22 protein-coding genes are annotated in these 23,973 nt (G+C 50.7%); 14 read left to right on the top strand and 8 right to left on the bottom strand.

Features of this window, described 5'->3' with window-relative positions; all coding sequences use genetic code 11:
- Positions 1–427: 427 nt before the first annotated feature.
- The 8 genes from EPA93_RS41240 to EPA93_RS48810 all read left to right on the top strand — a co-directional run bounded on the left by EPA93_RS41240 (position 428) and on the right by EPA93_RS48810 (position 9,017).
- Complete coding sequence (locus tag EPA93_RS41240) at positions 428–1,285, top strand: MerR family transcriptional regulator (RefSeq protein ID WP_129893126.1); 858 nt, start codon at positions 428–430, stop codon at positions 1,283–1,285.
- A gap of 376 nt (positions 1,286–1,661) precedes the next feature.
- Entirely contained in the window at positions 1,662–2,426 is a 765-nt protein-coding gene (locus EPA93_RS49375; protein ID WP_207229337.1) for a PTS mannose/fructose/sorbose/N-acetylgalactosamine transporter subunit IIC, read from the top strand.
- Positions 2,419–3,321 (top strand): PTS system mannose/fructose/sorbose family transporter subunit IID, encoded by a 903-nt coding sequence (locus tag EPA93_RS49370; RefSeq protein ID WP_207229336.1) that lies wholly within the window; start codon positions 2,419–2,421, stop codon positions 3,319–3,321. Before EPA93_RS49375 ends, EPA93_RS49370 begins: the two co-directional genes overlap by 8 nt.
- Before the next feature lie 270 nt (positions 3,322–3,591).
- Positions 3,592–3,990 (top strand): PTS sugar transporter subunit IIA, encoded by a 399-nt coding sequence (locus EPA93_RS41230; RefSeq protein WP_129893124.1) that lies wholly within the window; start codon positions 3,592–3,594, stop codon positions 3,988–3,990.
- Positions 3,991–4,174: 184 nt separating this feature from the next.
- Positions 4,175–4,456: an HPr family phosphocarrier protein gene (locus EPA93_RS41225; RefSeq protein WP_207229335.1), complete on the top strand. Its 282-nt coding sequence runs from the start codon at positions 4,175–4,177 to the stop codon at positions 4,454–4,456.
- Between the two features lie 1,021 nt (positions 4,457–5,477).
- On the top strand, positions 5,478–7,424 hold the full coding sequence (locus EPA93_RS41220) for a reverse transcriptase/maturase family protein (protein WP_207229334.1): 1,947 nt from the start codon (positions 5,478–5,480) through the stop codon (positions 7,422–7,424).
- 185 nt (positions 7,425–7,609) lie between these two features.
- Entirely contained in the window at positions 7,610–8,593 is a 984-nt protein-coding gene (locus EPA93_RS41215) for an ROK family protein (RefSeq protein ID WP_129893122.1), read from the top strand.
- A 259-nt stretch (positions 8,594–8,852) separates the two neighbouring features.
- Positions 8,853–9,017 (top strand): DUF5679 domain-containing protein, encoded by a 165-nt coding sequence (locus tag EPA93_RS48810; protein WP_165423737.1) that lies wholly within the window; start codon positions 8,853–8,855, stop codon positions 9,015–9,017.
- A 71-nt stretch (positions 9,018–9,088) separates the two neighbouring features.
- Here EPA93_RS48810 and EPA93_RS41210 read toward each other — a convergent pair whose 3' ends face one another.
- Positions 9,089–9,733: an RNA polymerase sigma factor gene (locus EPA93_RS41210; protein WP_165423736.1), complete on the bottom strand. Its 645-nt coding sequence runs from the start codon at positions 9,731–9,733 to the stop codon at positions 9,089–9,091.
- A 297-nt stretch (positions 9,734–10,030) separates the two neighbouring features.
- Between EPA93_RS41210 and EPA93_RS41205 the strand changes: the two genes are divergently transcribed.
- Positions 10,031–12,802, top strand: coding sequence for a helix-turn-helix domain-containing protein (locus tag EPA93_RS41205; protein ID WP_129893119.1), 2,772 nt, complete (start codon positions 10,031–10,033; stop codon positions 12,800–12,802).
- A gap of 184 nt (positions 12,803–12,986) precedes the next feature.
- Here EPA93_RS41205 and EPA93_RS41200 read toward each other — a convergent pair whose 3' ends face one another.
- From EPA93_RS41200 to EPA93_RS41190, 3 genes are all read right to left on the bottom strand, one after another.
- Complete coding sequence (locus tag EPA93_RS41200; RefSeq protein ID WP_129893118.1) at positions 12,987–14,375, bottom strand: mercuric reductase; 1,389 nt, start codon at positions 14,373–14,375, stop codon at positions 12,987–12,989.
- A gap of 74 nt (positions 14,376–14,449) precedes the next feature.
- Positions 14,450–15,292: a mycofactocin-coupled SDR family oxidoreductase gene (locus EPA93_RS41195; RefSeq protein ID WP_165423735.1), complete on the bottom strand. Its 843-nt coding sequence runs from the start codon at positions 15,290–15,292 to the stop codon at positions 14,450–14,452.
- 89 nt (positions 15,293–15,381) lie between these two features.
- Complete coding sequence (locus tag EPA93_RS41190; RefSeq protein WP_129893116.1) at positions 15,382–15,729, bottom strand: 4a-hydroxytetrahydrobiopterin dehydratase; 348 nt, start codon at positions 15,727–15,729, stop codon at positions 15,382–15,384.
- A 382-nt stretch (positions 15,730–16,111) separates the two neighbouring features.
- On the opposite strand from EPA93_RS41190, the gene EPA93_RS41185 reads away from it, so the two are divergent.
- The gene (locus tag EPA93_RS41185) at positions 16,112–16,909 is read left to right on the top strand and encodes an alpha/beta hydrolase (protein ID WP_129893115.1); all 798 of its coding nucleotides are present in this window, start codon (positions 16,112–16,114) and stop codon (positions 16,907–16,909) included.
- 82 nt (positions 16,910–16,991) lie between these two features.
- Here the strand turns inward: EPA93_RS41185 and EPA93_RS41180 are convergent, their stop codons facing one another.
- Positions 16,992–17,318 carry a Sec-independent protein translocase subunit TatA/TatB gene (locus EPA93_RS41180; protein WP_129893114.1) on the bottom strand — a complete coding sequence of 109 codons (327 nt, stop codon included), beginning with the start codon at positions 17,316–17,318 and terminating at the stop codon, positions 16,992–16,994.
- Between the two features lie 391 nt (positions 17,319–17,709).
- On the opposite strand from EPA93_RS41180, the gene EPA93_RS41175 reads away from it, so the two are divergent.
- A complete protein-coding gene (locus EPA93_RS41175) occupies positions 17,710–18,381 on the top strand; it encodes a hypothetical protein (RefSeq protein ID WP_129893113.1) in 672 nt (223 codons plus the stop codon).
- Here EPA93_RS41175 and EPA93_RS41170 read toward each other — a convergent pair.
- Positions 18,362–19,213: a purine-nucleoside phosphorylase gene (locus EPA93_RS41170; protein WP_242527237.1), complete on the bottom strand. Its 852-nt coding sequence runs from the start codon at positions 19,211–19,213 to the stop codon at positions 18,362–18,364. The two genes, EPA93_RS41175 and EPA93_RS41170, sit on opposite strands and share 20 nt — an antisense overlap.
- Positions 19,214–19,439: 226 nt before the next feature.
- A complete protein-coding gene (locus EPA93_RS41165; protein ID WP_165423734.1) occupies positions 19,440–20,327 on the bottom strand; it encodes a tyrosine recombinase in 888 nt (295 codons plus the stop codon).
- Positions 20,328–20,612: 285 nt separating this feature from the next.
- On the opposite strand from EPA93_RS41165, the gene EPA93_RS41160 reads away from it, so the two are divergent.
- Positions 20,613–21,395 carry a hypothetical protein gene (locus tag EPA93_RS41160; RefSeq protein ID WP_129893111.1) on the top strand — a complete coding sequence of 261 codons (783 nt, stop codon included), beginning with the start codon at positions 20,613–20,615 and terminating at the stop codon, positions 21,393–21,395.
- Positions 21,396–21,473: 78 nt separating this feature from the next.
- Here EPA93_RS41160 and EPA93_RS41155 read toward each other — a convergent pair whose 3' ends face one another.
- Positions 21,474–22,457 (bottom strand): hypothetical protein, encoded by a 984-nt coding sequence (locus EPA93_RS41155; RefSeq protein ID WP_129893110.1) that lies wholly within the window; start codon positions 22,455–22,457, stop codon positions 21,474–21,476.
- A 236-nt stretch (positions 22,458–22,693) separates the two neighbouring features.
- Here EPA93_RS41155 and ispE point away from each other — a divergent pair, with 236 nt between their 5' ends.
- Both ispE and EPA93_RS50640 read left to right on the top strand, forming a co-directional pair.
- Complete coding sequence (gene ispE / locus EPA93_RS41150) at positions 22,694–23,623, top strand: 4-(cytidine 5'-diphospho)-2-C-methyl-D-erythritol kinase (protein WP_165423733.1); 930 nt, start codon at positions 22,694–22,696, stop codon at positions 23,621–23,623.
- Positions 23,624–23,668: 45 nt separating this feature from the next.
- Positions 23,669–23,803 carry a DUF5679 domain-containing protein gene (locus EPA93_RS50640; RefSeq protein ID WP_277988994.1) on the top strand — a complete coding sequence of 45 codons (135 nt, stop codon included), beginning with the start codon at positions 23,669–23,671 and terminating at the stop codon, positions 23,801–23,803.
- Positions 23,804–23,973: the final 170 nt, after the last annotated feature.

Here is a 23,973-nt window from a genome sequence, read left to right as displayed (position 1 = left end):
ATAGCTTCTCCCCAGTACGCAGAAAATCGCCAACGGTAAGAGCGGCAAAAGTACCTCTCTTTTAGCTTTCCTCGCATTGCCAGCAGGCGTTTCCATTTTGCAAGCAACTTGACAATTTTGCCGAGAAAACGCAAAAGGTCAAAAAGCAGTAGAAAATTTTCGGATCTTATATTAATCTAGAGATAGAGAGACCATCCAGATATTCTGGTATGCTAGAATTGAGAATATATCAGGCTGAATAGTTCCGAATCTAAAAACATCTATTTATTTTAAGCCTTGATGAAAAAAGGCTTGACTTTTCCGCGACGTCAAGGTGTACATTTACTTTGAATACACAGAATCACCCTTCGACTCTCTCGTTACGTAAAAGTGTATTCTGTTGATGGAGCAGTTGGAGCTTTCTAACTTTGTGGAAAGGGCTTCATCTATGTTCAAGATTAGCGATTTTTCGAGGCTGAGCCAGGTGTCGATGCGGACATTGCGCTATTATGATGAGATTGGTCTACTCAAGCCGGTCCAGGTGGATTATCTCACTGGCTATCGCTATTATTCGGTTGATCAGTTACCCAGACTCAATCGCATTCTGGCGCTTAAGGACCTTGGCTTCGAGCTGGCCCAGATCATACAACTACTCGATGAGGAGTTACCTTCAACAGAGATGCGAGGTATGCTGCGGCTAAAGCAAGCTGAGTTACAGCAACGGGTCCAGGCAGAGCAGGAACGTCTGGCCCGCGTAGAAGCGCGCCTGACTCAGATAGAGCTGGATGGCAGAACACCTCGGCATGAGATTATTTTAAAAAAGGTCAAGCCGCAGATAGTAGCCTCAAGCCGTAAGATTGTGGCTAATTTCGTGCATCGCGTCCAGTTTGCCAGTGAGATTCTCGATCTCCTTTCGCAAAATAAAGTCAAACAAACCGACTCACCTCTTTTTATTTATCATGACGGTGGCTATCGAGACAACGACATGAATGTAGAAATCGCAGTACCAGTGGATAGCTCGTCAGTTGGCAATATTGTTGAACGCAGCGGAGGACGCATTACAGTTCGCGAGCTGCCCGGTGTCAATACCATGGCAACCCTTATTTATCACGGCAGCCCGTATACGCTCATTGAGCCCTATCAGGCCCTTGGCACCTGGATTCAGGCCAACGACTACACAATAACCGGTCCTTGCCGTACAATCAGTCTCCACCAGGATGAAGACCTCAGCACACACGTTACTGAGATCCAGTTTCCTGTTGAAAAGTCATCATCTACATCCAAGCTCTCAATCTTTTTCTCATAAAAACGGGCCAGAAGACTTTTGTACATTGCTAACACGTTTGTGATGCGCGACACACGTAAAGCTCAAATTAATTTTATGGAAAAGCGCAACAAGAATGAAATCTAGTAGTCTAGACGTCTTGACAAGTATCCAAAGAGGCTATATACTGTTCCATCATACACGTAACCATATAAATTGAGCCTATATTTGCTCTAGCACAATATGGCTTTTTATGGTCAAAATACAGTTAGAAAGGAGTAATGGACAAGGGAAACGAGGCATTTTCGCAGCTTTCAACTAAAGAAGACAAGGTTGCCAAGCACTTATATTCAGAGAGAGATCAATAAGAGAGAGATTTATCAGGCACCTTGCAGACCTTTTTAAGGAGGAAGGAATAATGGAAAGCTACTCTATCGTAACGGCTATAGTATTGGCTGTATATGCGTATATTGCCGTTGTTCTGTGGCTTGGACCAGGGCTCTGGTTCAACGAGCCGCTCGTCGCTGGCTTATTTACTGGTCTGATTGTGGGTAATGTACCTCTTGGGCTGGCTGTTGGTGGAACGCTTACCCTATACTCGCTTGGGCAATGGACCTATGGTGGATCGACGATTCCTGATGTGCTCACCGGAAGTATCGTTGGAACCGCCATCGGAGCACTAGCCAGCGGTAATCCTGACACCCAGATCGGTATAGGATTGGCCGTTGGATTTCCAACCGCCTTGCTGATGACACAGATGGACGTTCTGGGCAGAGCAGTGACTACCATCTTCATTCATGGCGCAGACCGCTATGCAGAAGATGCCAATGAAGGTGGCATTAATCTTATGCACCTGCTGGGTCAGCTTCCCTGGGGCATCACCCGTGCAATCCCGGTATTTTTAGCCATCTGGTTGGGCTCCGGCCCGATCAAGGCCCTGGTTGCGAACTCACCCGCGTGGCTTACCAAAGGCATTCATACCGCAGGACTCGTCCTTCCGGCTCTGGGCTTCGCGCTTCTGTTTACCATGCTCCCCATTAAGAAGTACTGGCCCTTCCTGATCATTGGCTTTGTCCTGTACGCTTATCTCAATGTACCAGTTATAGCTATCGCCCTCCTCGCTGTGGCTATCGGATTTATTCTCAATATGGTGCAAACGACAAGGAGTGAGGTCAATGTCTGAGCAGATCGAACAGAATGTTCCCGAGACTGATCTAGAAGTCACGACAACCGACAGCGCGGCATTGAATGGCTCGGGCGAAGTTGTCGAGCTGCCCCGCTCGGTTCTCACGCGAGCCATGTGGCGTCACATCATCAGCCTGCAGTGGTCCTGGAACTACGAACGCATGCAGGGGCTGGGCTACGTCTACTCCATGATGCCAATTATCTCGGCCGTATATAAGAATAAAGAGGATAGAGTAGCAGCCATCAAACGGCACCTTGCCTTCTACAACACGAACCCTTACGTCTCTCCTGTCGTCTTCGGCGCCACTGCCGCGATGGAGGCACAAAAAGAAGGCGAAGTTGTTGATAGCCTCAAGGTTGGTTTGATGGGACCGCTGGCCGGTATCGGTGACACCCTCACAGGCGTGCTCTTTAAGCCACTCCTGAGCGTTGCAGCAGCCGGTATAGCCATGACTGGAGGTAGCCTTGGCTTCATTGGACCAGCCATCATGCTGCTTGGTAGCGTCTTGCTGATCGCAACGATGATTCCCCAATTCTGGTTCGGCTATCGCCAGGGCATTAACGTCGCCCGCGAAGTCTCGGGCGAAGGCACGGTCAACAAGGTTACCGAGCTGGCTACCATTATGGGCCTTATCGTCATTGGCGGCTTCATCCCGAGCATCATGTCGAGCCTCAAAACGCCGCTGTCCTTTACATATGCCGCCAGCGCTAAACAGGTACAAACCGTCTCGATCCAGACGGGTGTGCTCGACAAAATTTTGCCTTACGCGATCCCTGTCGCCCTCGTTGCTTTTGCCTATTGGCTGCTCAAAGGACTCAAAGTTCCTGTTATCTGGACGCTCTTGATCCTGGCAGTCATAGGCTTTGTATGCAGCCTGTTTGGTATTCTCTAAGGATGCGAAGGACACTCCAGGTAAGCCACCCTGCGGTGTCCTTTGTATTAGGCTTTCGTAGCGTGTAGATACATATCTCTAATACGCCATAAGCTCTAGCATAGAACCCTGTCACCAGTAGAACGGAAATGGCATGGCTCTCTAGCATCTTGAAGGTCGCACATAGCCAGCGCATCCTGGCAAAGTGTGAGCCGATCCCATGAACCCAAAGGAGTGCGCTAAGCACATGGGGAGCGCACTCTGACGGGCTCACACGAAAGAGGTTATTACTTGATTGGTATCGTACTTGTCTCACATGGCTCGTTAGCAGATGGCTTGCGTAATGCCGCCGAAATGATTGTCGGGCCGCAAGAAAACTTTTTGACCATTGGAATGGACCCTGCCGCTGATCTTGATGTATTGCGTGGTGAGATCGAGGCAGCTGTAGATAAAGTAGGAGGAAGTGCACAGACGTTAGTGCTTGTGGATCTTATGGGGGGCAGTCCATCTAATGCAAGCTCCTATCTGGCTCTAAACGGGGCCCAAGTAATTTGCGGGATTAATCTGCCCATGCTGCTTGAGGTATTGGTACAGCGAGAAAGAGCTACAGTTCAGGAACTGAGCGAGCTGGCAATGCAAGCTGCCAAAGAAGGTGTGATTAATCTGACGCGCCAGCTATCTGGCAAGTAATCTATTTCCAGCGGATGATGCATTGAACACGTCATCCCTCTGATAATCCGCGGGTCAGCTCTGATTGAGACTATACGAGAGGAACACACCAGCCTCTCTGGATGCCTTCCCTTCATGGTATGTCTTCCTCAAATCAAGTTAACCTGGCACATTATGCATCAAACACGTAAGGGAGGAGAGACTCTTGGCAACATCAAGTGAGGTTATAGTTCATAATAAAGTAGGTTTGCACGCCCGTCCGGCCGCTGTGTTTGTGAAAACAGCAGCCTCCTTCTCTTCGGAGATCTCCGTAGAGAATCTATCCAAAGGAAACGGGCCGGTCAACGCAAAAAGTATCCTTCGCCTGCTCGCTGCAGCCGTCCAGACCAATGATCGCATCAAGATCACCGCAACAGGTGATGACGAGAAGACTGCAGTTGACACTCTATGTCAACTGGTCAACACTAACTTCGGAGAACAGGATTAATCCGTTCTATCAACCTGGATGCCAGCTGCACATCTCTGGCTCAAGCTCTCAGTCTAGAGGGCCCAATCCAGGTTGTAACTTCCCGTTTTATTCTTGCTTGACCGCATGGGGTGGAGTGTAATAAACGTTTCTACGAAATGAGGTCAGAGAGAGACAAATGTGGTCGAATGAAGGATTGACAATCCCCCACATGGGGAATAAACTCTCTCTTTGAGATACTGGTTTCTCTCAAAATCGGGAGAGGAGTAAAATCGACCCGTCTTCTGTTCACACCTTTTCGCAAGCCATTTCCTCGGAAGTGAAGCGTTTGAGCGAAGTGAACCGATGCCTCAAGTAGCTCCGACCCTTTGCAATTGGGGCGAGGAGGAGTGGGCACCGCAGTTTGCCCTCCACGGCTGGCCGTGCAAACGGATGACTGATGGGCACATTTTTCATCACTTTAAGAGTGCGCCGTTTCACGGCATTTTGTATCGCTGGTAGAGCCAGCTAGAATTGTAGAGAAGTTCTAGGGTCAAGGAACCTACCTGGACTTGAAAGAGAAAGGGGAAAGTAGCATGTTCCTGACGCGCATGAAGGCCAAAATGCTGTAAGCCGAAGATGCGTCAGACCCGCGTGACATGGTTAGAGCTAGACTGCCCGAACCTGAACATCCAGACGTGTTAGTGATGGCACACCGGCCAGAGCATTTGACGACGGTGGCTGATCCCTACAGAGCGATTATCTTGAGCGCTCTGTACTCTACGGGAAAAGGCGATATGCATACGCATATTCAAGGATGTGAGTCAGGGACCTACCTCATGCTAGAACGTACAAAATGCACGGAATGCGGGATCATCCGAGTCTGAAAGCATCAGGTTAATGGAGACAAGATGCGATGGCACAAGCGCCTGAAAATCAGACCAGATGACGGAGCGTTCGTAGTAGTCGATGGAGTCACGACCATCCAGGGAGCGCGAGAAGATCGCGTACAGGGCGAAGGAACGCAGGTTTTCCATTTGCAAGAAGAAAAGAGGAGCACACAGTGCAACAACCGAATACTCTGCTTGCAATACTGAGCAAAATGGCCCAGAAACCAGAGATACAGTTCGATAAACTTTACCAAAAGCTGTACAATCCCGAACTGTGGCTCCTGGCATACCAACAGATCGCTCCCAAACCTGGGAATATGACCGAGGGTATGGATGGGAAAACGATTGACGGGGCAGGGATGCAACTCATCATGGATATGATAGGCGACCTCAAGGCGTCACGCTATGTCCCAAAACCTGTTCGTCGCGTCTACATACCAAAAGCCAGCGGTAAACTCAGACCACTGGGGATACCGTGTTTTCAGGATAAACTACTTCAAATGGTAGTTAAGCTCATCCTGGAGGCGATCTATGAACCAACCTTCTCAGAAGCATCACACGGCTTCCGGCCACAACGAAGTTGCCATACCGCATTAGAAACAGTTAAAAGAATGATCGGAGTTCGATGGTGGATAGAGGGAGACATAAAAGGCTTTTTCGACCATCTCGAACATAGAACGCTTCTGAGCATACTGAGTCAGCGGATCACAGACAAGAGATTTCTTCATCTGATCGAGCAATTTCTGAGAGCAGGATATGTGGAAGACTGGCACTACCACAAAACCTACTCAGGGGCACCACAGGGAGGAAATCTGAGCCCACTCCTAAGTAATATCTACCTGAACGAACTGGACCAGATCATGGCAACGAAAGTAGCCGAATTCAACAAAGGGGAAGCCAGGAAGGTAACGAGGGAATATGCTACGATCTGCAAGCAGCTTGTACGAGCCAAAAAAGTAGCTCGGCAAACGGGTGACTGGACAGTGTACAAGGCACTCAAAAAGCGCCAGCTCAAGACAACCGCAAAAGATCCTCAAGACCCCAATTACCGACGAATGTACTTCGTGCGTTACGCTGATGATTGGCTTGTGGGAATAAACGGAAGTAAAGCCGACGCAACCGAGATGAAAGCATGGCTCACAACCTACCTACGAGACGAACTCAAATTAGAGCTATCAGCAGAAAAAACGCTGATCACCCATGCCTCTAACAAGGTACGTTTCCTGGGATACGATATTGTCCGATGGAAAGGAACTCGCATACGACGCACCCGAACGAAAATCGGTATGCGCACGAGGCGAGCAACCGAGTACCAATTGGCGCTCCTCCTTCCTCATGACAAAAGCGTCTCCTTCGCCAAAAAGTATGGGGAACCTCAGAAATGGCGTGGGACACACAGAAAGCTGCTCCTCAGTCTCAGTGAGTTGGAAATTCTCATGATCTACAATGCGGAAATTAGAGGGTTTCTGGGATACTACGCACTTGCCGATAACTTGAAGTTAGTCGCACCATCACTCCTCTGGCTCACAACGAGCAGCTTTTTACGGACCCTGGCAAACAAACGCCGGAGTTCTCTCAAGAAAGTTGCACAGAGCCTGAAAAGAGGGCCAAACCAATATGTGGTTACTCTCAGTGAAGAGGGAAAACCCATCAAGGAGTATGAACTTGTCTCATCCACGAGGCAACTCATGAAAGAAAAAGTGACGCGGCGTGACCCGGATCTGCTCCCAAACACGCATCCGTATACAAGCCGAACTGAATTAGGAAAGCGCCTCCTTGCACACACATGCGAGTGGTGCGGCACCTCAAGGGGGCAAATGGAAGTACACCATGTACGGAAACTGGGAAATCTCAAAGGAAAAGAAGCCTGGGAACGCCAGATGATAGAGCGACGCCGGAAAACCATGATCCTCTGTGTTGAGTGTCATGATGAACTGCACGCAGGCAAGTTAAGCGAAAAGAAGCGCTCAAGGAAAACTGGAGAGCTAGCTACACGGAAACGTGTACGGCTAGTTCGGGGGGAGCGCAGTGAAACCTACTCCAGTCATGGAGTAAGGCGCACGGCGCTTACCCTACTACTGTGTATACTCCCTGAGAGTCAAAGTTATCTTCTTTCATAGTCAGTTAAGGGTGCTAAGGAGAAGAGGATGCAGAAGGAACGCAGGCAGGATAGGCAAAGATTTCCACACCAGCATACAAGCTCTGGAGCATGGTGTCTGTATAGAGAGATAAGCAGAGCTCCATAGTACTAGCAAAGGGAGGTCATTTTTGGCCTCTCTTCATTTCCACAAGGAGAGCAAATGAAATGTCTATAGAGGCTAGTGAGCAGTTTGTAGTCGGTATCGATGTAGGGGGTACGGGGCTCAAGGGGGCAGTAGTGACCCTGCAGGGGCATGTCCATCTCCAGGAGCACCGACCGACGCATCGTGAACGCGGCCCCAAAGCCGTGATCGAAAGCATTCTCAATTTCGCCTCTGATCTGATAAAGCAAGCGGGAAACGAACACGTCGCGGCGGCAGGCGTAGCAATACCGGGGTTGGTAGATGAAGAAGCTGGCATTGCCCTGAAGTCTGTTAACCTTGGTTGGCAAGATGTGCCTCTTCACAAGCTTCTGGAGGAACATCTCGGCCTCCCCGTTGCGATTGGCCATGACGTACGAACTGCCGGCTTCGCAGAAGGACTACTGGGAGCCGCACGCGGAAGCGAAAACTATTTATTTCTGACTCTGGGCACGGGCATAGGCGCCGTTATGGTGCTACGTGGGGCAACTTATGTGGGGGTCAACGGCGTCGGCGGAGAATTTGGCCATATCATGCTTCGTCCCCATGATGGACCGCTCTGCGCGTGTGGAGCGAGAGGCTGCATCGAGGCTCTGGCCTCGGCCTCGGCTGTCGCTCAGCGCTATCGTACATTGGCTCAGATTACTGAGGAAATAGGCGCACGCGACGTCGCAGAGCTGGCCAATGCTGGCAATAGCATCGCTCGTCAGGTATGGGACGACGCAATTGAAGCACTAGGGCTTGGTCTTGCTAACTATGTTACCCTGCTAGATCCGGAAAGAGTTGTCATTGGAGGTGGTATGGCCGATGCCGGCCAGATGCTATTTGAGCCCTTAAAAGAGCAGCTTAGCAAATTTGTTCGTTTCCAGCCAGTGCCAGCCCTACTCGCGGCCCAGCTAGGGAATAACGCGGGCTATCTTGGGGCTACGCTCAAAGCCTGGGTGGCTGCCGGTATACCCCAGACGGAGCTCAGCTGGAGCCAGGAAGCGTTCTCAACTGCAGAGCTGTAAAGCTTATGCGAAGGGGTGGCATTTTTCTTACGCCAGTACGCGGCAGTTGAGCCAATGGAATAAGCAAAGGCTAGAGCCCTTCATATGTTTATTTCAACCTTAGCTGCACAGCATCAACGCCTCCATCTACAGGCAAGTAGACTTTTTGGCGAGTTTTGAAGCTTAAAGGTCTGCAAATCCGTGTAGATAGATACCAACGGTGAATCATCATAGCATTGATAGCTATCCTATGACACGATATATAGAAAGGAAAAATAGCATGGCAGAAGTTGCATATTGCGTTAAGTGTAAAGAAAAGCGCGAAATGAAGGATGCCCACCAGATTACCATGAAAAATGGTAAGCCTGCATTGCAGGGGCAATGCACGGTTTGTGGAACTACGCTCAATCGCATTCTTCCAGCCGAGAAAAAAGTCTCGTCGTAACAGCGCTATCTGTATAAAGCAGAGCGAAGAGGTTTACCTGGTTAGCGCAGACTTCTTCGTTCTGCTTTACCTCACGAGCAGCAATCACGCCAGCGGCATGTCAGGTTCTTCGCCAGCGTCTTACGTGCTGCAGCTAGAGATGCTTGCAGCAATTGTTTTTCCGCCTTCTCAGCAGGCCAGTACGCTGCTTCGATATCTGTCTTATGGGCCTTGAAAGCAGAGATTAACTGGGCCAGGTCGTCAGCTTTATCATACAATGAGCAGATCATGGCCTGCCTTTGCCGGGGAGGCAGAGCCAGTACCGTGCGCACGACCTCATCGAGGAAGGCCCGCGCTTCCATCTGCTGCTCTATTTCATCTGCCGGGTCCCTCACTGCTTCGCGCCTATATCCTTTCACCTCCGGGTAATGCCATTCTTCATAGTCTTCAGCTGCGGATAATGGGAGCGTGTGCTTCTGCTGACGTAGCATATCAATCCATTCACTATGCACAATGCGTCGTATATAAGAATATGGATGAAGAATATTCTCCCGCTCCCACATCCTCCACAATTTGATCCGCACGCGCTGCACGAACTCATCAATTTCTAGATCTAGCAGCGACGGATGAGCCAGCGACGGATAACAGCTTATCTGACGTTTAACCTGCACTGTAATATACCATTCAAAGCGCCTTAATATAGCTTCACTCGTCTCTTTATTTAGTACTTTCGTCATCTCCGACCTCTCATGTAATTTCATTAAAGTCCTCACTCTCACAATCCTGCAACCAGGCTCTAAAGTGGCAATACAGGGTATGATCTATTTCTGGGGCTAGAATATCCGCCTGGTACTTTAAGCATAACCAGGAAAGCCTTTCTAAAGCGAGGGCATATAAGGGGCATTCAGGGGGCAAATTCTATCCTGATATGATAGAATTAAATGCTGCAACTATATATGATCGGGGAATTCCTCTTTGAACGAAACTCACAAGTGACGCCCAAATGAGGTGACATACTAAAGAAAAGCAGCAATATGAGAGAGAGCAATGATCACAAAAAACAAGCGACCCCCAATTATCGCTTAAAAGCAGAACGAGAGCGCCGCGGCTGGACCCATAAGGATGTGGCAGAACGAATTGGTGTGCCCGATCCTCATACTGTGGGCCGCTGGGAGCGTGGCGCTAACGTTCCGCGGAATATCTATCAGCAAGCGCTCCAAGAACTATTTGGCAAAAGTGCTGAAGATCTGGGATTAGATAAGACAAGTTCCAGTGGTAATGAGCTGACCACAGAGCCGACTGAGCAGCCTGTCTGGGAACTTCCACACTCATTTACGCCCTTCATCGGTCGCGAGCAAGATGTGGCTGAGCTTTGTGCGCTCCTGCGCCGCAAGGATATACGGCTGGTCACGCTTCTAGGACCAGGGGGCATAGGCAAAACCCGTCTCAGCGTCCAGGTGGCCAACGAAGTACGCTCATATTTTACTGATGGGAGCTGCTTCGTCTCACTGAGCTCCATCACTGACGCTGCGCTTGTTTTGCCATCCATTGCTCAGCACTTAGGCATTCACGAGAATGGTTCCCAGCGCATCCTCGAACGCCTAAAGCAGCTTTTAAAGAACAAGCATCTTCTACTCATTCTCGATAATTTTGAACAGGTAGTTGAGGCAGCCCCAGCCATAGAAGATTTGCTAGGCCAATGCCCACATCTCAAAGTGCTGGTGACCAGCCGGGCGGTGCTCCACTTGTATGTGGAGCAGCAATTCAGCATAAAACCCTTGACATTGCCGGACCTGCAACATTTGCCGCCAGTTGAAGAGCTGGAACGCTACGAATCCATAGCCCTCTTTGTGCAACGTATCAAAGCTGTGTTTTCCAATTTTAAGATTGGAGCCAATGATGTCGGGCCTATTGCCGAGATTTGTGTACATCTGGATGGCTTGCCTCTGGCCATTGAATTGGCTGCGGCGCGCATTAAATTGCTCCCCCTTCCATCTTTATTGGCAAGGCTGCGTAAGCAACTGGACATTCTCAAAAGCGATCTACGCACGCTTCCAGATCGCCAACAAACGCTCTATAACACCATGAAATGGAGCTATGACCTCTTAAATCAGCAGGAACAGTGGCTCTTCCGCCACCTGGCCGTCTTCGCTGGCAGCTTTACCTTAGAGGCAATTGAGGCCTTCTTCAGCACAACGGCCCCTGACATCGATATACTTAACACTACTGCTGCATTGCTCGACAATAGTTTGCTCCAACACGTGGAGCAAGACGGCAATGCTAAGCTACGCTATACCATGCTGGAGACCATTCGCGAATATGGCCTCTACTGCTTACAAAGGATGGGAGAGCTGACGCAAAGTCAGCACGCTTATGCGCTCCATTATCTTGATCTTCTTGAGAAAGCTGAGCCCCATCTGAAAGGTGAGCAACAGGTAGTGTGGCTGGAGACCCTGGAACAAGAGAAAGAGAATCTACGTGCCGCGCTGGGCTGGCTTATTGAGCACAAAGAAGTAGAGTTTGCCTTACGCTTCATGGAAATCTTTGGCAAGTTCTGTGGTCTAAGCGGCTACTGGAGCGAAGAACAGCACTGGCTGACAGGCGTGTTAGAACTATCCTCCCACTCCCCTGCAAGCATTATGCGAGCACGGGTCCTACGCCGCGCCGGGCATCTCGCCTATCGCCTGCGCGATCTCCCCCGGGCTCATCTCCTCCTGGAGGAGAGTGCAACCCTCTCACAAACCCTGGAAGACCTGCAAAACCTTGCCGGAGCGCTTAGCGATTTAGCCTGGGTCTACTACAGGCAAAAAGTCCCTGGCAAAGCCGAAGAGCTGCTGCAAGAAAGCGTAGAGGCTGCAAAGAAATCGGAGGATAAGTGGGCGCTGGCTAATGCGCTTGAAAGTTATGGACGTCTGATGTATAACCAGGGCAACACGCTTGAAGCTCAACGCTTGTTACAGGAAAGTGTGACCCTTGCCCGCCAGCTACCTGATAAGGAAGCGCGTGCCCGCATCCTGACTACTTTTGTCTCTATAGAGATCGCCAGTTGCAATATCGATTTCGCCGAGAAATTAGCTCAGGAGAGCTTTAAGCTCGCACAGCAATTAGAACTTAAACCCATTTTAGCTTTAGCCCTTGATAGCCTGGGCAATGTGGCCTTATTTCAGGGTAGCTACGAAAAGGCAAAAGCGCTATTTACCAGGCGCCTCTATCTGGCCCGCGAGTTTAACGACACCTCGACGATGATCACCAAGCAGCTTAATCTGGCTGACGTGGCATTTGCTCAGGGTTCTCTTACACAAGCCAGCGAAATCGTTAAGCAAAGCCTCCCCTCTCTCCGAGAGCAGGGAGATAACCCAAATATCGCCCTCGCCCTCCTTCTGCAAGGCGCGCTCCATCACGTGCAGGGGGAAATCCAATCGGCCTATCAGGCCTATTTAGAGGTGCTGCAGTTATCGATCACGATTGGAAACACAAGAGCGCTTTGTGGTAGCCTTGTCGGCATAGCTCGCACTGCTATTGAGACGGCACAATATCGGCAGGCAATGCTACTACTTGGTTTTGCAGAGGCTCAGCTGCTTCCTTGCGCATATATGCATCCTGCTCAATACAAAGCCTATACCCAAATGGTAGAGAATATTCGCGCTCAAATTGGAAACGAGGCCTTTACTGCAACCAGGGCGGAGGGACGCACAAAAATGCATGCCGATATACTTACACTCGCCAAATCAATCAAGCTATCTGCACACCCGTCAAGTTTACAGGCACCATCCGACCAACCCTTAAGCGAGACTTACCAGCCTTGATCAAGGGCAAATCAGCACAAGCCCAACCTTGAAGATAGCTCAGACCTCATACATGGCAGCGAGCCTGCTTCTATACTCAACCGGCAAGCTTGCTGTCTTCCAACGCCGATAAGCGAATTTAGCGCTTATCGACCAAGCAACTGTAAGCAGCTTCGGCAGCGGAGCAATGGGCCTCGATGCAGGCTTAGAGCATCGCGAACAAATTGTTCAAGGACTCAGCCAGCGAGGGATGAGCAAAAACGGCGTCACGCAAGACGGTATATGGCACCTTGCCCAGCATAGCCACCTCCAGTATACCCATAATCTCGCCACCCTCGATGCCTAGAATAGCACAACCCAGGATCTGAGACGTCTGCGCATCTACGATGACCTTCATAAAACCTCGCGTCTCATCCACCTCTAGCGCTCGCGCGACATAGCTCATGGGCATTTTAGCCAGCTTAATATGACGCCCTTGCGCCTTCGCCTCTTTTTCGCTGAGCCCCACACGTCCCAATTGCGGATCGATATAGACCGTGTAGGGCACGAGTCGCCCAGCTATGCTAGCGTTCCCGCTTTCCAGCAGATTCGTACGAATAATGCGAAAATCGTCGTAGGAAATATGCGTAAAGGCTGGACCACCTTTAGCATCACCGAGAGCATAGATTCCAGGGACATTTGTTTCCAGGCGCTCATTCACCTGCACATAGCCATGCTTATCAAGCTGTACGCCTGCCGCCGACAGGTTAAGGCTATCTGTGTTAGGCGTACGGCCAACAGCAACCAGTAAATGTGAGCCTTCCAGCACTTTCTCCGTGCCATCACTGCGCACAAACAGGCATATGCTTCCACCAGCATTCTGCTCAACGCGTACTGGCTGCGCCTCAAGCAAGATTTCTATGCCATCCTCGCGCAAAATCTTCGCCACTTCGTCGGCTACATCCTCATCCTCACGCGATAAGAGATGAGCCCCATGATGTACAATGCTCACTTTACTGCCGAAGCGCCGAAACATCTGGGCAAACTCCAGGCCAACATATCCTCCGCCAAGCACAAGCAAATGCTCTGGAACAACGTCAAGTTCCATAATAGAGGTGGAATCTAGCGTGGCAACCTGCTCTATACCAGCCAGGCTCATCCTGGCCGGACGATCTCCAACATTGATAAATAGTAAAGGAGCGCTTAGCTGGCAGATCCCGCCACCCGCGTTCAAATTTACCTCAACAACCTTTGGCCCAACAAAATGCGCTTCTCCCATAAAAAGATCAACTTTGGCATTCTCAATACGCCTCTGGCTCCCGCCGCGAAAGCTCTCCACAATAGCGCGCTTGCGCTCACGTACCTTGCGCATATCTATGCTAATCGCTCCACTATGCACGCCATAGTCCGCGCCACGGCGAGCAAGATAAGCAGCACGCGCGCTGGCCACCATCGTTTTAGTCGGCGTACAGCCTTCATTGATACAAGTGCCACCAACATGGACCCGTTCAACAATAGCTGTTTTCCTGCCCGCTTGAGCCAGCGAGGTAGCAAGAGGAACTCCTACCTGACCTGCCCCGATAACAATGGCATCATAGGATAAATTCTGACTCATATTTTCCACTTTCTACGCCATCTGCCAAAGATCAGCAAGATAAGCAACTCTTTACTGAGAACATTGCGCCCTGGCTAGCGCGTTAAATAGCCAGCATCTATCGGCAGCGCGCTGCCAGTGATATGGCGAGCCTCATCCGAAGCTAACCACAGCACAGCCGCGCTAACGGCTTCAGGGGGTAAGAGATCTCTGTTAGTAAACAGATTGAGCTGATTCATAAAGGCCAGCATGCCCTCGTGAGTAGCCGGCACGCCCACATCGCGGGCAAATTCGTCGTAGAGCGCCTGATTGCGATTCATCGCTGTATCTATGCTCGTCGGACATACAGCGTTGACATTTATATCATAAGGAGCCAGTTCAATAGCCAGTGACTTGACCAGGCCGAGCACTCCATGTTTGGCGGCAACATAATGTGCAAGGTTAGCCATGCCTTTTTGACCTGCCGTGGAGGACATACAAATAATTTTGCCTTTACGTCGGGGCAGCATTTGCGGAATACAAACTTTGCAGGTAATCCAGGAGCCCTTGAGACAAACATTGAGCGTCTCATCCCATTGCGCCTCACTAAGCTCCCAACTGGGGGCAAATGAATAGAGTCCAGCATTTGCCACAACTATATCAATTGGCCCCAACTCCTGTAACGCGCGCTCGGCCAGAGCTTGCATGGCTGCGAGATCTGTGACATCAACCCGCTCAGCGACCACCGGCCTCCCCATCTGCTCGATCTCACGCACGAGGGCCATAAATTCTTCTGGTAGCGCGAGGGCATAGGGAACCGAGCCATACTGACGACAGGCATCGCCTAACACTAATTTCGCGCCTTCCCGCGCAAAAGCCAGGGCTGTCGCACGCCCTATTCCATGCGCCGCACCAGTAATAAGCACACACTGATCCTGGAAGCGTTGATCTCTAGACATGATACCCCACATTCGCTATGGCCAGGTCGCGGGCAGCGTCAGGCCAGCATGAACCCGCAACCAAAGCCAGAACGTAAGCTGGTCCAGAATTACTTCAGGCTCGCATAGGCCTTATCGGTTTTAGCAGCCATGATAAAATCGTTGCGATGCAAACCGCGAATCTTATGCGTCCACCAGGTTACCGTGAGTTTTCCCCACTCGGTCAGCAAAGCGGGATGATGTCCCTCTTCTTCGGCAATTACCCCCACTTTATTGGCAAGAGCCAGGGCAGTGGCAAAATCCTTCACGGTAAAAACGCGCTCAAGACGGGGAATGCCATCTCTTTCTACAATATGCCAATCAGGCACCTGTTTCTGGTATTCTTCCCTTTCCTCATCTGTCACTGTCGGTGCTCCTGCCCGGCAAGCCTCACATTTCATCTGTTGCAACTGTGCCATTTTTACCTACCTCGCAAGTACAAAACAAGTACAGCATTTAAGGGTGTGGGGTATGACCCCGAGTATATTATACCTTCTGCGTCCTATTTTCTCTCTATAGAGTAAACAAGCCCACGAGACGCGCAATGAGATGATAATAGGCTTTCCCTGATTCGATCCTCTCTTCAAAATGCTTGACCTGGCGAGGACGTTCTACGACGGTTCAGAGCCTCGCTGCCTGAAACATCTGTCCTTGACTACCTTACATGCCCTCTGCTTTAATATCTTCGGACAACATCAGGAACAGTATACAGTGATCTTGAGAAAAACGCGGAAGTCCTGTTGAGAGACAAATTTTTAGCAGCTCTTGAACCATTCACCCACTTCATTTGGAGGAAATATCGTGAGCAGTACACATCAATCTCTGCCCGGCTCCCACGCCTGGGTTGATCATATTCCCGTTATCTGGTTTGAGCCTCAGGCTGAGCGTCCGCGGCGAGAATTGATTATCTACCTGCACCCGTTCAGCGGCACAAAAGAAACAGTACTTCCTTACCTACAGGAACTTGCAGCAGCGGGCTTTGTTGCGCTCAGCTTAGATGCCTGGCAACATGGCGAGCGTAGCACGGAGTCACGCGAGCAGCTACAAGCCCGCGTTTTTGGGAACTTTCGGCGCTATATGTGGCCCATTCTGGGACAGACTGCCTTTGATCTGCTCAAGGTAACTGATTGGGCAAGAGCAACTCTTGGCGTCGAGCCTTCCATTACTGTGGGAGGGCTTTCAATGGGAGGGGACATCGCTGTTGCCGCGGCTGGCCTCGATCGCCATATCGTACGGGTAGCAGCAACTGTTGCGACGCCTGATTGGCTACGACCAGGGATGCACGAGGTCGCCAACCCAGACAAGCTCTTGCCTCCTGGTGAGCCCGATGCCTACGCACACTACTTCTACGATCATCTGAATCCACTAACCAACCTGGCAAACTTTGCACACGGCCCCGCCATATACTTTCTCTGTGGCGAAGAGGATACCCATGTACCGCCCGATGGAGCTCTGCGCTTTCAGACAGCTTTGCGGATTGCCCATCCCGTTGCCGGCGAACATATTCAGGTCCGTCTCATTCCTGGTATGGGGCATCTAGACTCTCTAAACAGAGAGCTCTGGTGGCCGGACTGCCTTGCCTGGCTCACAAGCGCATAACATAAAGTCCTGTGTCTCCCGCTTGCTTGCAACACGTTTGAATGTTGCAAGTCAGGCTCCGCACCCAGGTTTCTTGCCATCCTTACTCGGCTGCGCGCACTTCCTGTTTCTTTTCAAGCGGAGTCTCGCTTGTTTGCTGCTTCTTTTCCGCCGATTTCTCAGCCGGCGTGTTGGAGGACGTCAACAGCATCTGGACAGCCTGTTGAGAATTGAGAGGGACCTGTGGGATGCTTTCAGCGACCTGGCTTATTTCATCCATAGGCAGCTCAGCCATCAGCTTATCCTTCATATTTTTGGCTTGATTTACCCCTTTGCCAGCGCTGTGAGCCATCGACTGCAAAGCCTTCGGACCAAAGATGGCAAGGCCAATAAAAGCAATGATCAGAATATCAACAAAATGGAAGCCCATAACTGCCTTCTTTCAGGAGATGTATTCCCGCCATATCAAAAACATGCACTTGCTCCCATTTTACCATATCGATCTCCCTTTGCAGAAAGCGAGAAGCATAGCTTTAAGGGCTTCTAGTTCTGGTTTTTGCGGCGCCTGGAGGTGGCCAGGAGAAGAAAGAGGTTAGTGGGGCCGCATCCGCACTTGCCAGCTCCCGTTTATGGGCCTTCTGACCGCATAAGCAAGCTCTAGCTTCCAACATCAGGATGCTCAGTTGAGCCCAATCCAGCGCCTGGTAGGGCGCCAATTTGGGCTAGTTCCCATTTACTTTCATCGAAACGTGGTAGAGAACATGGTATGATGAAGAGCAAGTAATACATATCATAGTACCAGAAAAGAGCGATCATATATTATGCAACAATTTGCTTCCAATCCAAATCCAAATAGAAACTCGCGATCGCGAACAATGCTCATCACGGCTATTACCCTCTTTGCTCTTTCTGGCCTCCTGGTTGGTTTTACCGTAGGTGCGCTTAATCATCCCTCGCAGGCGCAGCAAGCACAGCCGAAAAAAACCTCTTCGCCGGTTGCCAAGGCCACGAAGGAGACACAGCCCACGCAGGCGACGCAGGGGAAAGTGGCCCTGGGTTGCCCGCAGCTAGGTCAGTACTCCACAGAGATGGTAGCCGATGGATCGACCACATACACATTCGCAGCCCAGGCCATAGATAAATCCATCGACAGCACTCCGCCATGCGGCCATGGCAAACCCATTCAGAATTCTGGTATCACCTGTCGGCTCTGGCTTTCATCTCCCAAAGGAGTCAGCGTTCCCAACGACGTCTGGACCAATCCGGCGGCCCTGTCTCAGCCCTTGCCAAATGAAGTTCAGGGAGCGTTGGCATTTGATCCCAGCACACCACAGGTTCAGCCATGCCAAAATGGGAAGGGTCAATGGAAATTTACTGTCTCTCCCCAGGTGGATCATGGAAGCTACGTACTTGCCGTCCTCACCGACTGGGAAGGCACATATGCTAACTGGAGCTGGACAGCACCTATCAAAGTCAAGACGGCGAATAATTAGCAATCCCACGCACGATTCCACGTGCCAGATTGGCAAACTTGGGACGGGCGGCATCGGCTGTAGTCAATACTTCGGTATGGTTGACTTCTTCCGTTTCCTCGCCCGTTGCCAGATTTGTAATCAGGCTTAAGCCCAGAACACGCATCTGCATATGGCGCGCAACAATCACCTCCGGCACCGTTGACATCCCTACGGCATCAGTTCCTATCGTCCGCAAGAAGCGCAGCTCCGCCGAAGTCTCAAAGCTGGGTCCGGCCACCATCGTGTACACACCCTCATGCAGAGTGATCTCAGGATAGCTCTGAGCAACCGAATGGGCAAGCTTACGCAACTGCGCATCATAGGCATGGGCCAGAGGTGGGAAACGCAGACCAAAGCGCTCTTCGTTGGCTCCCACCAGCGGATTGGCGCCGGCCAGACCTGGCATGTTAATGTGATCGCGAATAAGCATAAAGTCGCCCGGCCGATATTGAGGATTAACGCCGCCTGCGGCATTTGTCACGATCAGCGTCTTCGCGCCCAGCAAAGACATGACCCGCACAGGCAACGTAATCATTTGTAGGGCATAGCCCTCGTAGAAATGAAAGCGCCCCTGCATCACAACTACCGGCACATTCTCAAGCAAACCTATGAGTAGACGGCCTGCATGACCAACAACCGTAGAGCGCGCAAAGTGCGGGATCTCCGCATATGGTATCGCGATAGCATCTTTTAGATCTGCTACCAGATCCCCCAGACCCGAGCCAAGCACAATGGCCACCTCTGGGCGGCGGTCAGTATGTTTGCGAATGACAGCAGCAGCTTCCGTCGCCTGTTCATATTGCAGCATCATCTTCCCCCGATCAAAGGGAGTTTAAGAACCCGGGATCTTCCTAAAATAGCTCTGCAACCTTCTAGCAGTGCTCTCCAGCACTAGCTATGCCATACTCCAGGTGAGTGCCAATGTATCCCACAGCTAGAGTAGAAAAATCATTCCTGTTTCTTAAACTCCGTCAACGACACAATCCTAGCTCAACCCTGCAGAGCTATGCCTGCCTGATCTTGCCGGAAGAGTGGCCCTATTTATGAGCCACGGTAGCCAGCGCCAGATGGCGATAGACCTGCGTAGTCGAGATATGCGCATGCCCCAGCAGCTCCTGCACAAAGCGCAGTTCCTTGCCTTCCTGAAGCATCAAAAAGGCAAAGGAGTGCCGCAGCATATGCGGCGTAAGGTCGGTAATGCCAGCTTGCCGCGCATACCCTTTAATAATGAGCCAGAAACCTTGCCGAGTCAATCGTTCTCCATGATGGTTGAGAAATAACGCACTTTCCCCTGTGCGACGTGCCAGACGAGGGCGCCCGTCTGTAAGATAACGCTGCATTGCCTCTATCGCCAGAGAGGATAAGGGCAACACGCGCTCACGCTTGAGCTGACCGCTGTGCACGGGACAAAGTACCCTGGCCCGCGCTATTTCACAGTCAGCCATATTTAAAGAGACAATTTCAGATGCTCGCATCCCGGTAGAATAGAGCACATGCAGCATAGCAAAATCTCTTTGCCCGCCTGGTGTGGTATTCTCTACCAGAGCAAAGAGCTGCTCAACCTGTTCGACGCTTAAAACCTGGGGTAAATCCTTCTCTATATGTGGGGATTTTAACTTCTCCACCGGATCACTGGCAATCATACCGCTATTATGGATATAACGGAAAAACGACTTGAGGGCCGCGAGCTTACGCGCAATTGTCGTTGGCCGGTAGGCCTGAGTATCACGCATCTCTACAAGGTAGCCAAGCACATGTTCCTGGCTAATCTGTGACCACTCCTCCAAGCCTTGCTGCTCCAGGTAGGCACTTAACTGGCGCAGATCATTCCGATAAGCCATGATGGTATTTCGATGATTGCCACCATTCTCATACTCTTTAACAGAAAGTGAGGCAATAAAACTTTCTACAGCATCTTGCAACATAACACACTTCCAACAGCTAATCAACATGAATTGTAAACACCAAATCCCCCAACCTGGAGTCCCGCCCATTATAAACAATGTAGGTAGAAGGGGCAAGGATATAGGAATTATGATTTAACCGGAATTGGCGTAAGCTGCTTGCTTCGCCTGGCAAAGCATACCGCTGTCGTTCACAGAAGTGCTATAATGGACTAACATTCACAATTTGGCAAGCATAATAAAACAACTGCACAGCACGAGCCATATGCATATGGCCGTACCATGATAAGGAGAGACGTTAAGGATATGGCTAAACTGCAAGATTTGTTTGCGCAGGCACGCCGAGCACAGAGCAGTAGTGGCATAGGCTTCCTTGGCAAGAATAGAATAGAGTCTAAACCGCATGCGGCAGCTCTTGTCGTCGAGTTCCCTACTATCAGCGCAGGGGGAGCGGAGGCAGCTCTTAAAGCTGGAGCCGATGGCCTCCTCTTTACCTGGGATGGCAAGGACAATACGCTCTTTGAGACGCTCAAGCGGGAGATCGAGGCTGCTAAAGCCAGCAGCGAGAACCTTGTTTCCGGGCTGCGTATTACCGGCAACCTGAATAAGCTGGATCGCGATAGCCTGAGCCACATTAAGGACCAGGGGATCAGCTTTGTAATTTTGCCATTCGAGGCACCGGCGCATCTTCTCACGCTCGAAAAAAAGGAACTGGAAAAAGTTGTTACAGTTCCTCTGCGCACTGAGGAGACTTACCCGGAACTGTTGCGCAACATCATGGGCCTCAATGGCGTTACCGCCGTGAGCTTAGACTTTAGCCTTAATAGCCTTGGAGCTTTAACTATAGAAGAGCTCTTGAATTACCGCGCGGTGCGCGAAGCTGCGCGCTTCCCGGCTTTTGTCCAGGCAAAAGGAGAGTTGAGCGAGGCTGACGTCTATAACCTCAGCCTGCTGGGTATCCAGGCGGTTATTCTCACAGCTAGCAGCTCTAGCGAGCAGACAGAGCAGCACATCAAGGCGCTGCGTCAGCTGCTGGAGAAACTTGAGCAAGAAGAAAAAGAGAACTCGCCAGCCTTCTTGCCTCGCTAATAGCCTTTGCTAATAAACAAAACGCAAAAAAGAGTATGAAAAGCTGAACGATCAGCCCGCCATACTCTTTTTTTGCGTCTATTGTTCTTTTTCGGCTTCCGGTAAGGCGGGGATAGGGATGCGCGAAAGCGTTGGTTGCCAGTGAAGCTGGCGACGAGGAATACGCCGCAATAGGCCACGTGTCGTTTGCCAGATCCGCTCGGGATCAGCATTATTTCGCCAGTAATAGTAGCAAGCCACCTCGTCAGGCTCGGTTTTGAGCATATCCCCAAAAGATTGCTCAAGAAACCGCTCATCGCCCTCATCAAGGCTAAAATTCTGCAGCCAGAGCTGGCTACGTTTCTCGGCCCGGCGCGCAGCATCTACGACAGTATCCCCCCATCTCCTGACTTGCTCTATATCTTCATGTAACAACTGCCAGAAGAGATGGCAACCAATTGTATCGAGATGGGGCAAGGCGGCCAGTTCATCGATGAGATAGAGATCCTGGGGAAGCAAAGTAATCACAGTTCCGGCATGTCGATCCACTCGCTTCACACAAGCAAATAATTCCCCCAGGAAATCAATCATTGAGCGGCGTCTAAAATGCTGCAAATCGACAATATCCGGGCATAGCGCACGGCAGGCTGAGCAGAAACAGGTGATATCAGGCCCACGTGGCTCATCGAGCAAAATACCATTGATAGGATAGTTCCTCAGATAATTCTCAACCTCCTTAAAGAGCCAGGCCCGAAAAGGCTCATGGTTGAAGCATGAAATACCGTGGGAGCGACCATGCCTATCTTTCAGGCGCGACTCGGGATGCCGGAACGTATACCAGCTTGGCATCAACGATGGACCGGCGAACAAATTGCCATAGCGCCCTAGACTGAGAAGCACCTTCAACCCTGCATCCTGGGCTAAACGCAACCCTCGCTCCAGATCACGCGACCAGCGCTGCTCTTCCTGTTCATGTATGGCATAGACAATACTTCCCGCACCCACCGCTCGTATCTGCTCGAAATCACGTTTGACAATATCGGGATGGAGAAAAGAGTGAAAATACGCAATGGTTATATCCATATTACCCACCTGCACTAGGAGCTGACAGAAATACAGGATTTAGAAGCGAAGCATCTACACATGCACACGCTACAGTATAGCATAGGCCCGGCATACTCTCAAAAAAAGGGATTTCTAGGCTATCGAGCAGTACATCGCCCACTTTACTAGGCAATTTTGGCAACGCCTCCTACTACTTTGGTCACAAAAACGGCCTCCAGCTTGACAAGTTTTTTATTTCTATGCAAAATGCTTCCATGAGTCACTTGCAGCATGCTACAGAGCATACACATATCATAGGCCAGGCTCGCGCTATCCGGTCTTACGCCAAGATCAACTTGACACTCGACGTGTTGGGAAGACGCCCTGATGGTTATCATGAGCTCGCCACAGTCATGCAGACCGTCGATATTTATGATACCATTTGTCTTACCCTGACCGAGGACCAGCGTGTTAGCGTGTTTTGCACGCAGCCAGAGCTCAACACTCAGGATAACCTGGTTGTGCGCGCAGCCGAAGCTGTGCTTCAGCAGCTCTCACTCACTCAAGGGCTTATGATCGAGCTGCATAAACGTATTCCCACCGCAGCTGGATTAGGCGGCGGGAGTAGCGATGCGGCAGCAGTATTGTTAGCATTACAGCAATGGTGGCAGCTAGAGCTATCCCCACGGGATATGCTTACTATCGCGGCTTCCCTGGGTTCTGACGTGCCGTTTTTTCTGACCGGAGGCCTGGCGCTCTGTGAGGGACGCGGGGAAAAAGTGACGCCCCTGGCGCCCAATTGGCCCGCATCCATGCGCTGGCTGCTCCTCGTCAAACCCAGCATCGGCATCTCAACAGCAACTGTGTTTCGCCAACTCACTCCTCTTGACTACACCACTGGCGAACAAAGCCGCATCGTCTGTACAGCCTTACAAACGAGAGATACCTTTCGACTGGAATATTTACACAATAGCCTGGAACGCGGTGTGCTGGAACACTACCCTGATGTGGGTCGGGCTAGAGAAGATATGCTGCAAGCAGGGGCTCCTTGTGTGCGGCTTTCGGGAAGTGGTCCAACACTCTTTGCCCCATTTCCCGATCTTGCCAGTGCTACACGAGTATATCAGCGATTGCACACTCAAAGATACGAAGTTTATCTTACGCGTGCAATTGATCCCAACGCCAAAGATATCAGTTTTTATTAACCGAAATGTAGGAGGTATTAAGCCTTGGCAGACTTATATTATTGCGTGAAGTGCAAGAAAAAGACCGAGATGAAAGATGCCCAGCGTACCACTATGAAAAACGGCAAACCTGCCCTCCGTGGCCAGTGTGCTGTCTGTGGTACAACAGTGAATGCCATCCTTGGCTCGGACAAAAAGTAAAGGGCAGAAGAGGGGCAGGGTGATACCTTGAGAGTATTCCCGCCTCTCTTCTTACTTTCTCGCGCCAGGACTCCTTGAATCCACCGACTTTATGCCAGGATTACCCATTCACCTGCTTCTCGCGCCTGGCAGCGCTGCCTAATGAGGGCTTCCATTCGTTAGCAAGGACA

It is taken from the genome of Ktedonosporobacter rubrisoli, assembly GCF_004208415.1.
In the GTDB taxonomy this organism is placed as follows: domain Bacteria; phylum Chloroflexota; class Ktedonobacteria; order Ktedonobacterales; family Ktedonobacteraceae; genus Ktedonosporobacter; species Ktedonosporobacter rubrisoli.
Note: the sequence above shows the minus strand (reverse complement) of the source record. Positions and strands in the feature narration are given on the sequence as shown.

Excerpts from the sequence above, each read along its gene's own strand:
- EPA93_RS41240 (WP_129893126.1), top strand. The coding sequence starts at position 428 with ATGTTCAAGATTAGCGATTTTTCGAGGCTGAGCCAGGTGTCGATGCGG.
- EPA93_RS49375 (WP_207229337.1), top strand. The coding sequence starts at position 1,662 with ATGGAAAGCTACTCTATCGTAACGGCTATAGTATTGGCTGTATATGCG.
- EPA93_RS49370 (WP_207229336.1), top strand. The coding sequence starts at position 2,419 with ATGTCTGAGCAGATCGAACAGAATGTTCCCGAGACTGATCTAGAAGTC.
- EPA93_RS41215 (WP_129893122.1), top strand. The coding sequence starts at position 7,610 with ATGTCTATAGAGGCTAGTGAGCAGTTTGTAGTCGGTATCGATGTAGGG.
- EPA93_RS48810 (WP_165423737.1), top strand. The coding sequence starts at position 8,853 with ATGGCAGAAGTTGCATATTGCGTTAAGTGTAAAGAAAAGCGCGAAATG.
- EPA93_RS41210 (WP_165423736.1), bottom strand. The coding sequence starts at position 9,733 with ATGACGAAAGTACTAAATAAAGAGACGAGTGAAGCTATATTAAGGCGC.
- EPA93_RS41205 (WP_129893119.1), top strand. The coding sequence starts at position 10,031 with ATGAGAGAGAGCAATGATCACAAAAAACAAGCGACCCCCAATTATCGC.
- EPA93_RS41200 (WP_129893118.1), bottom strand. The coding sequence starts at position 14,375 with ATGAGTCAGAATTTATCCTATGATGCCATTGTTATCGGGGCAGGTCAG.
- EPA93_RS41195 (WP_165423735.1), bottom strand. The coding sequence starts at position 15,292 with ATGTCTAGAGATCAACGCTTCCAGGATCAGTGTGTGCTTATTACTGGT.
- EPA93_RS41190 (WP_129893116.1), bottom strand. The coding sequence starts at position 15,729 with ATGGCACAGTTGCAACAGATGAAATGTGAGGCTTGCCGGGCAGGAGCA.
- EPA93_RS41180 (WP_129893114.1), bottom strand. The coding sequence starts at position 17,318 with ATGGGCTTCCATTTTGTTGATATTCTGATCATTGCTTTTATTGGCCTT.
- EPA93_RS41175 (WP_129893113.1), top strand. The coding sequence starts at position 17,710 with ATGCAACAATTTGCTTCCAATCCAAATCCAAATAGAAACTCGCGATCG.
- EPA93_RS41170 (WP_242527237.1), bottom strand. The coding sequence starts at position 19,213 with ATGATGCTGCAATATGAACAGGCGACGGAAGCTGCTGCTGTCATTCGC.
- EPA93_RS41165 (WP_165423734.1), bottom strand. The coding sequence starts at position 20,327 with ATGTTGCAAGATGCTGTAGAAAGTTTTATTGCCTCACTTTCTGTTAAA.
- EPA93_RS41160 (WP_129893111.1), top strand. The coding sequence starts at position 20,613 with ATGGCTAAACTGCAAGATTTGTTTGCGCAGGCACGCCGAGCACAGAGC.
- EPA93_RS41155 (WP_129893110.1), bottom strand. The coding sequence starts at position 22,457 with ATGGATATAACCATTGCGTATTTTCACTCTTTTCTCCATCCCGATATT.
- ispE (WP_165423733.1), top strand. The coding sequence starts at position 22,694 with ATGAGTCACTTGCAGCATGCTACAGAGCATACACATATCATAGGCCAG.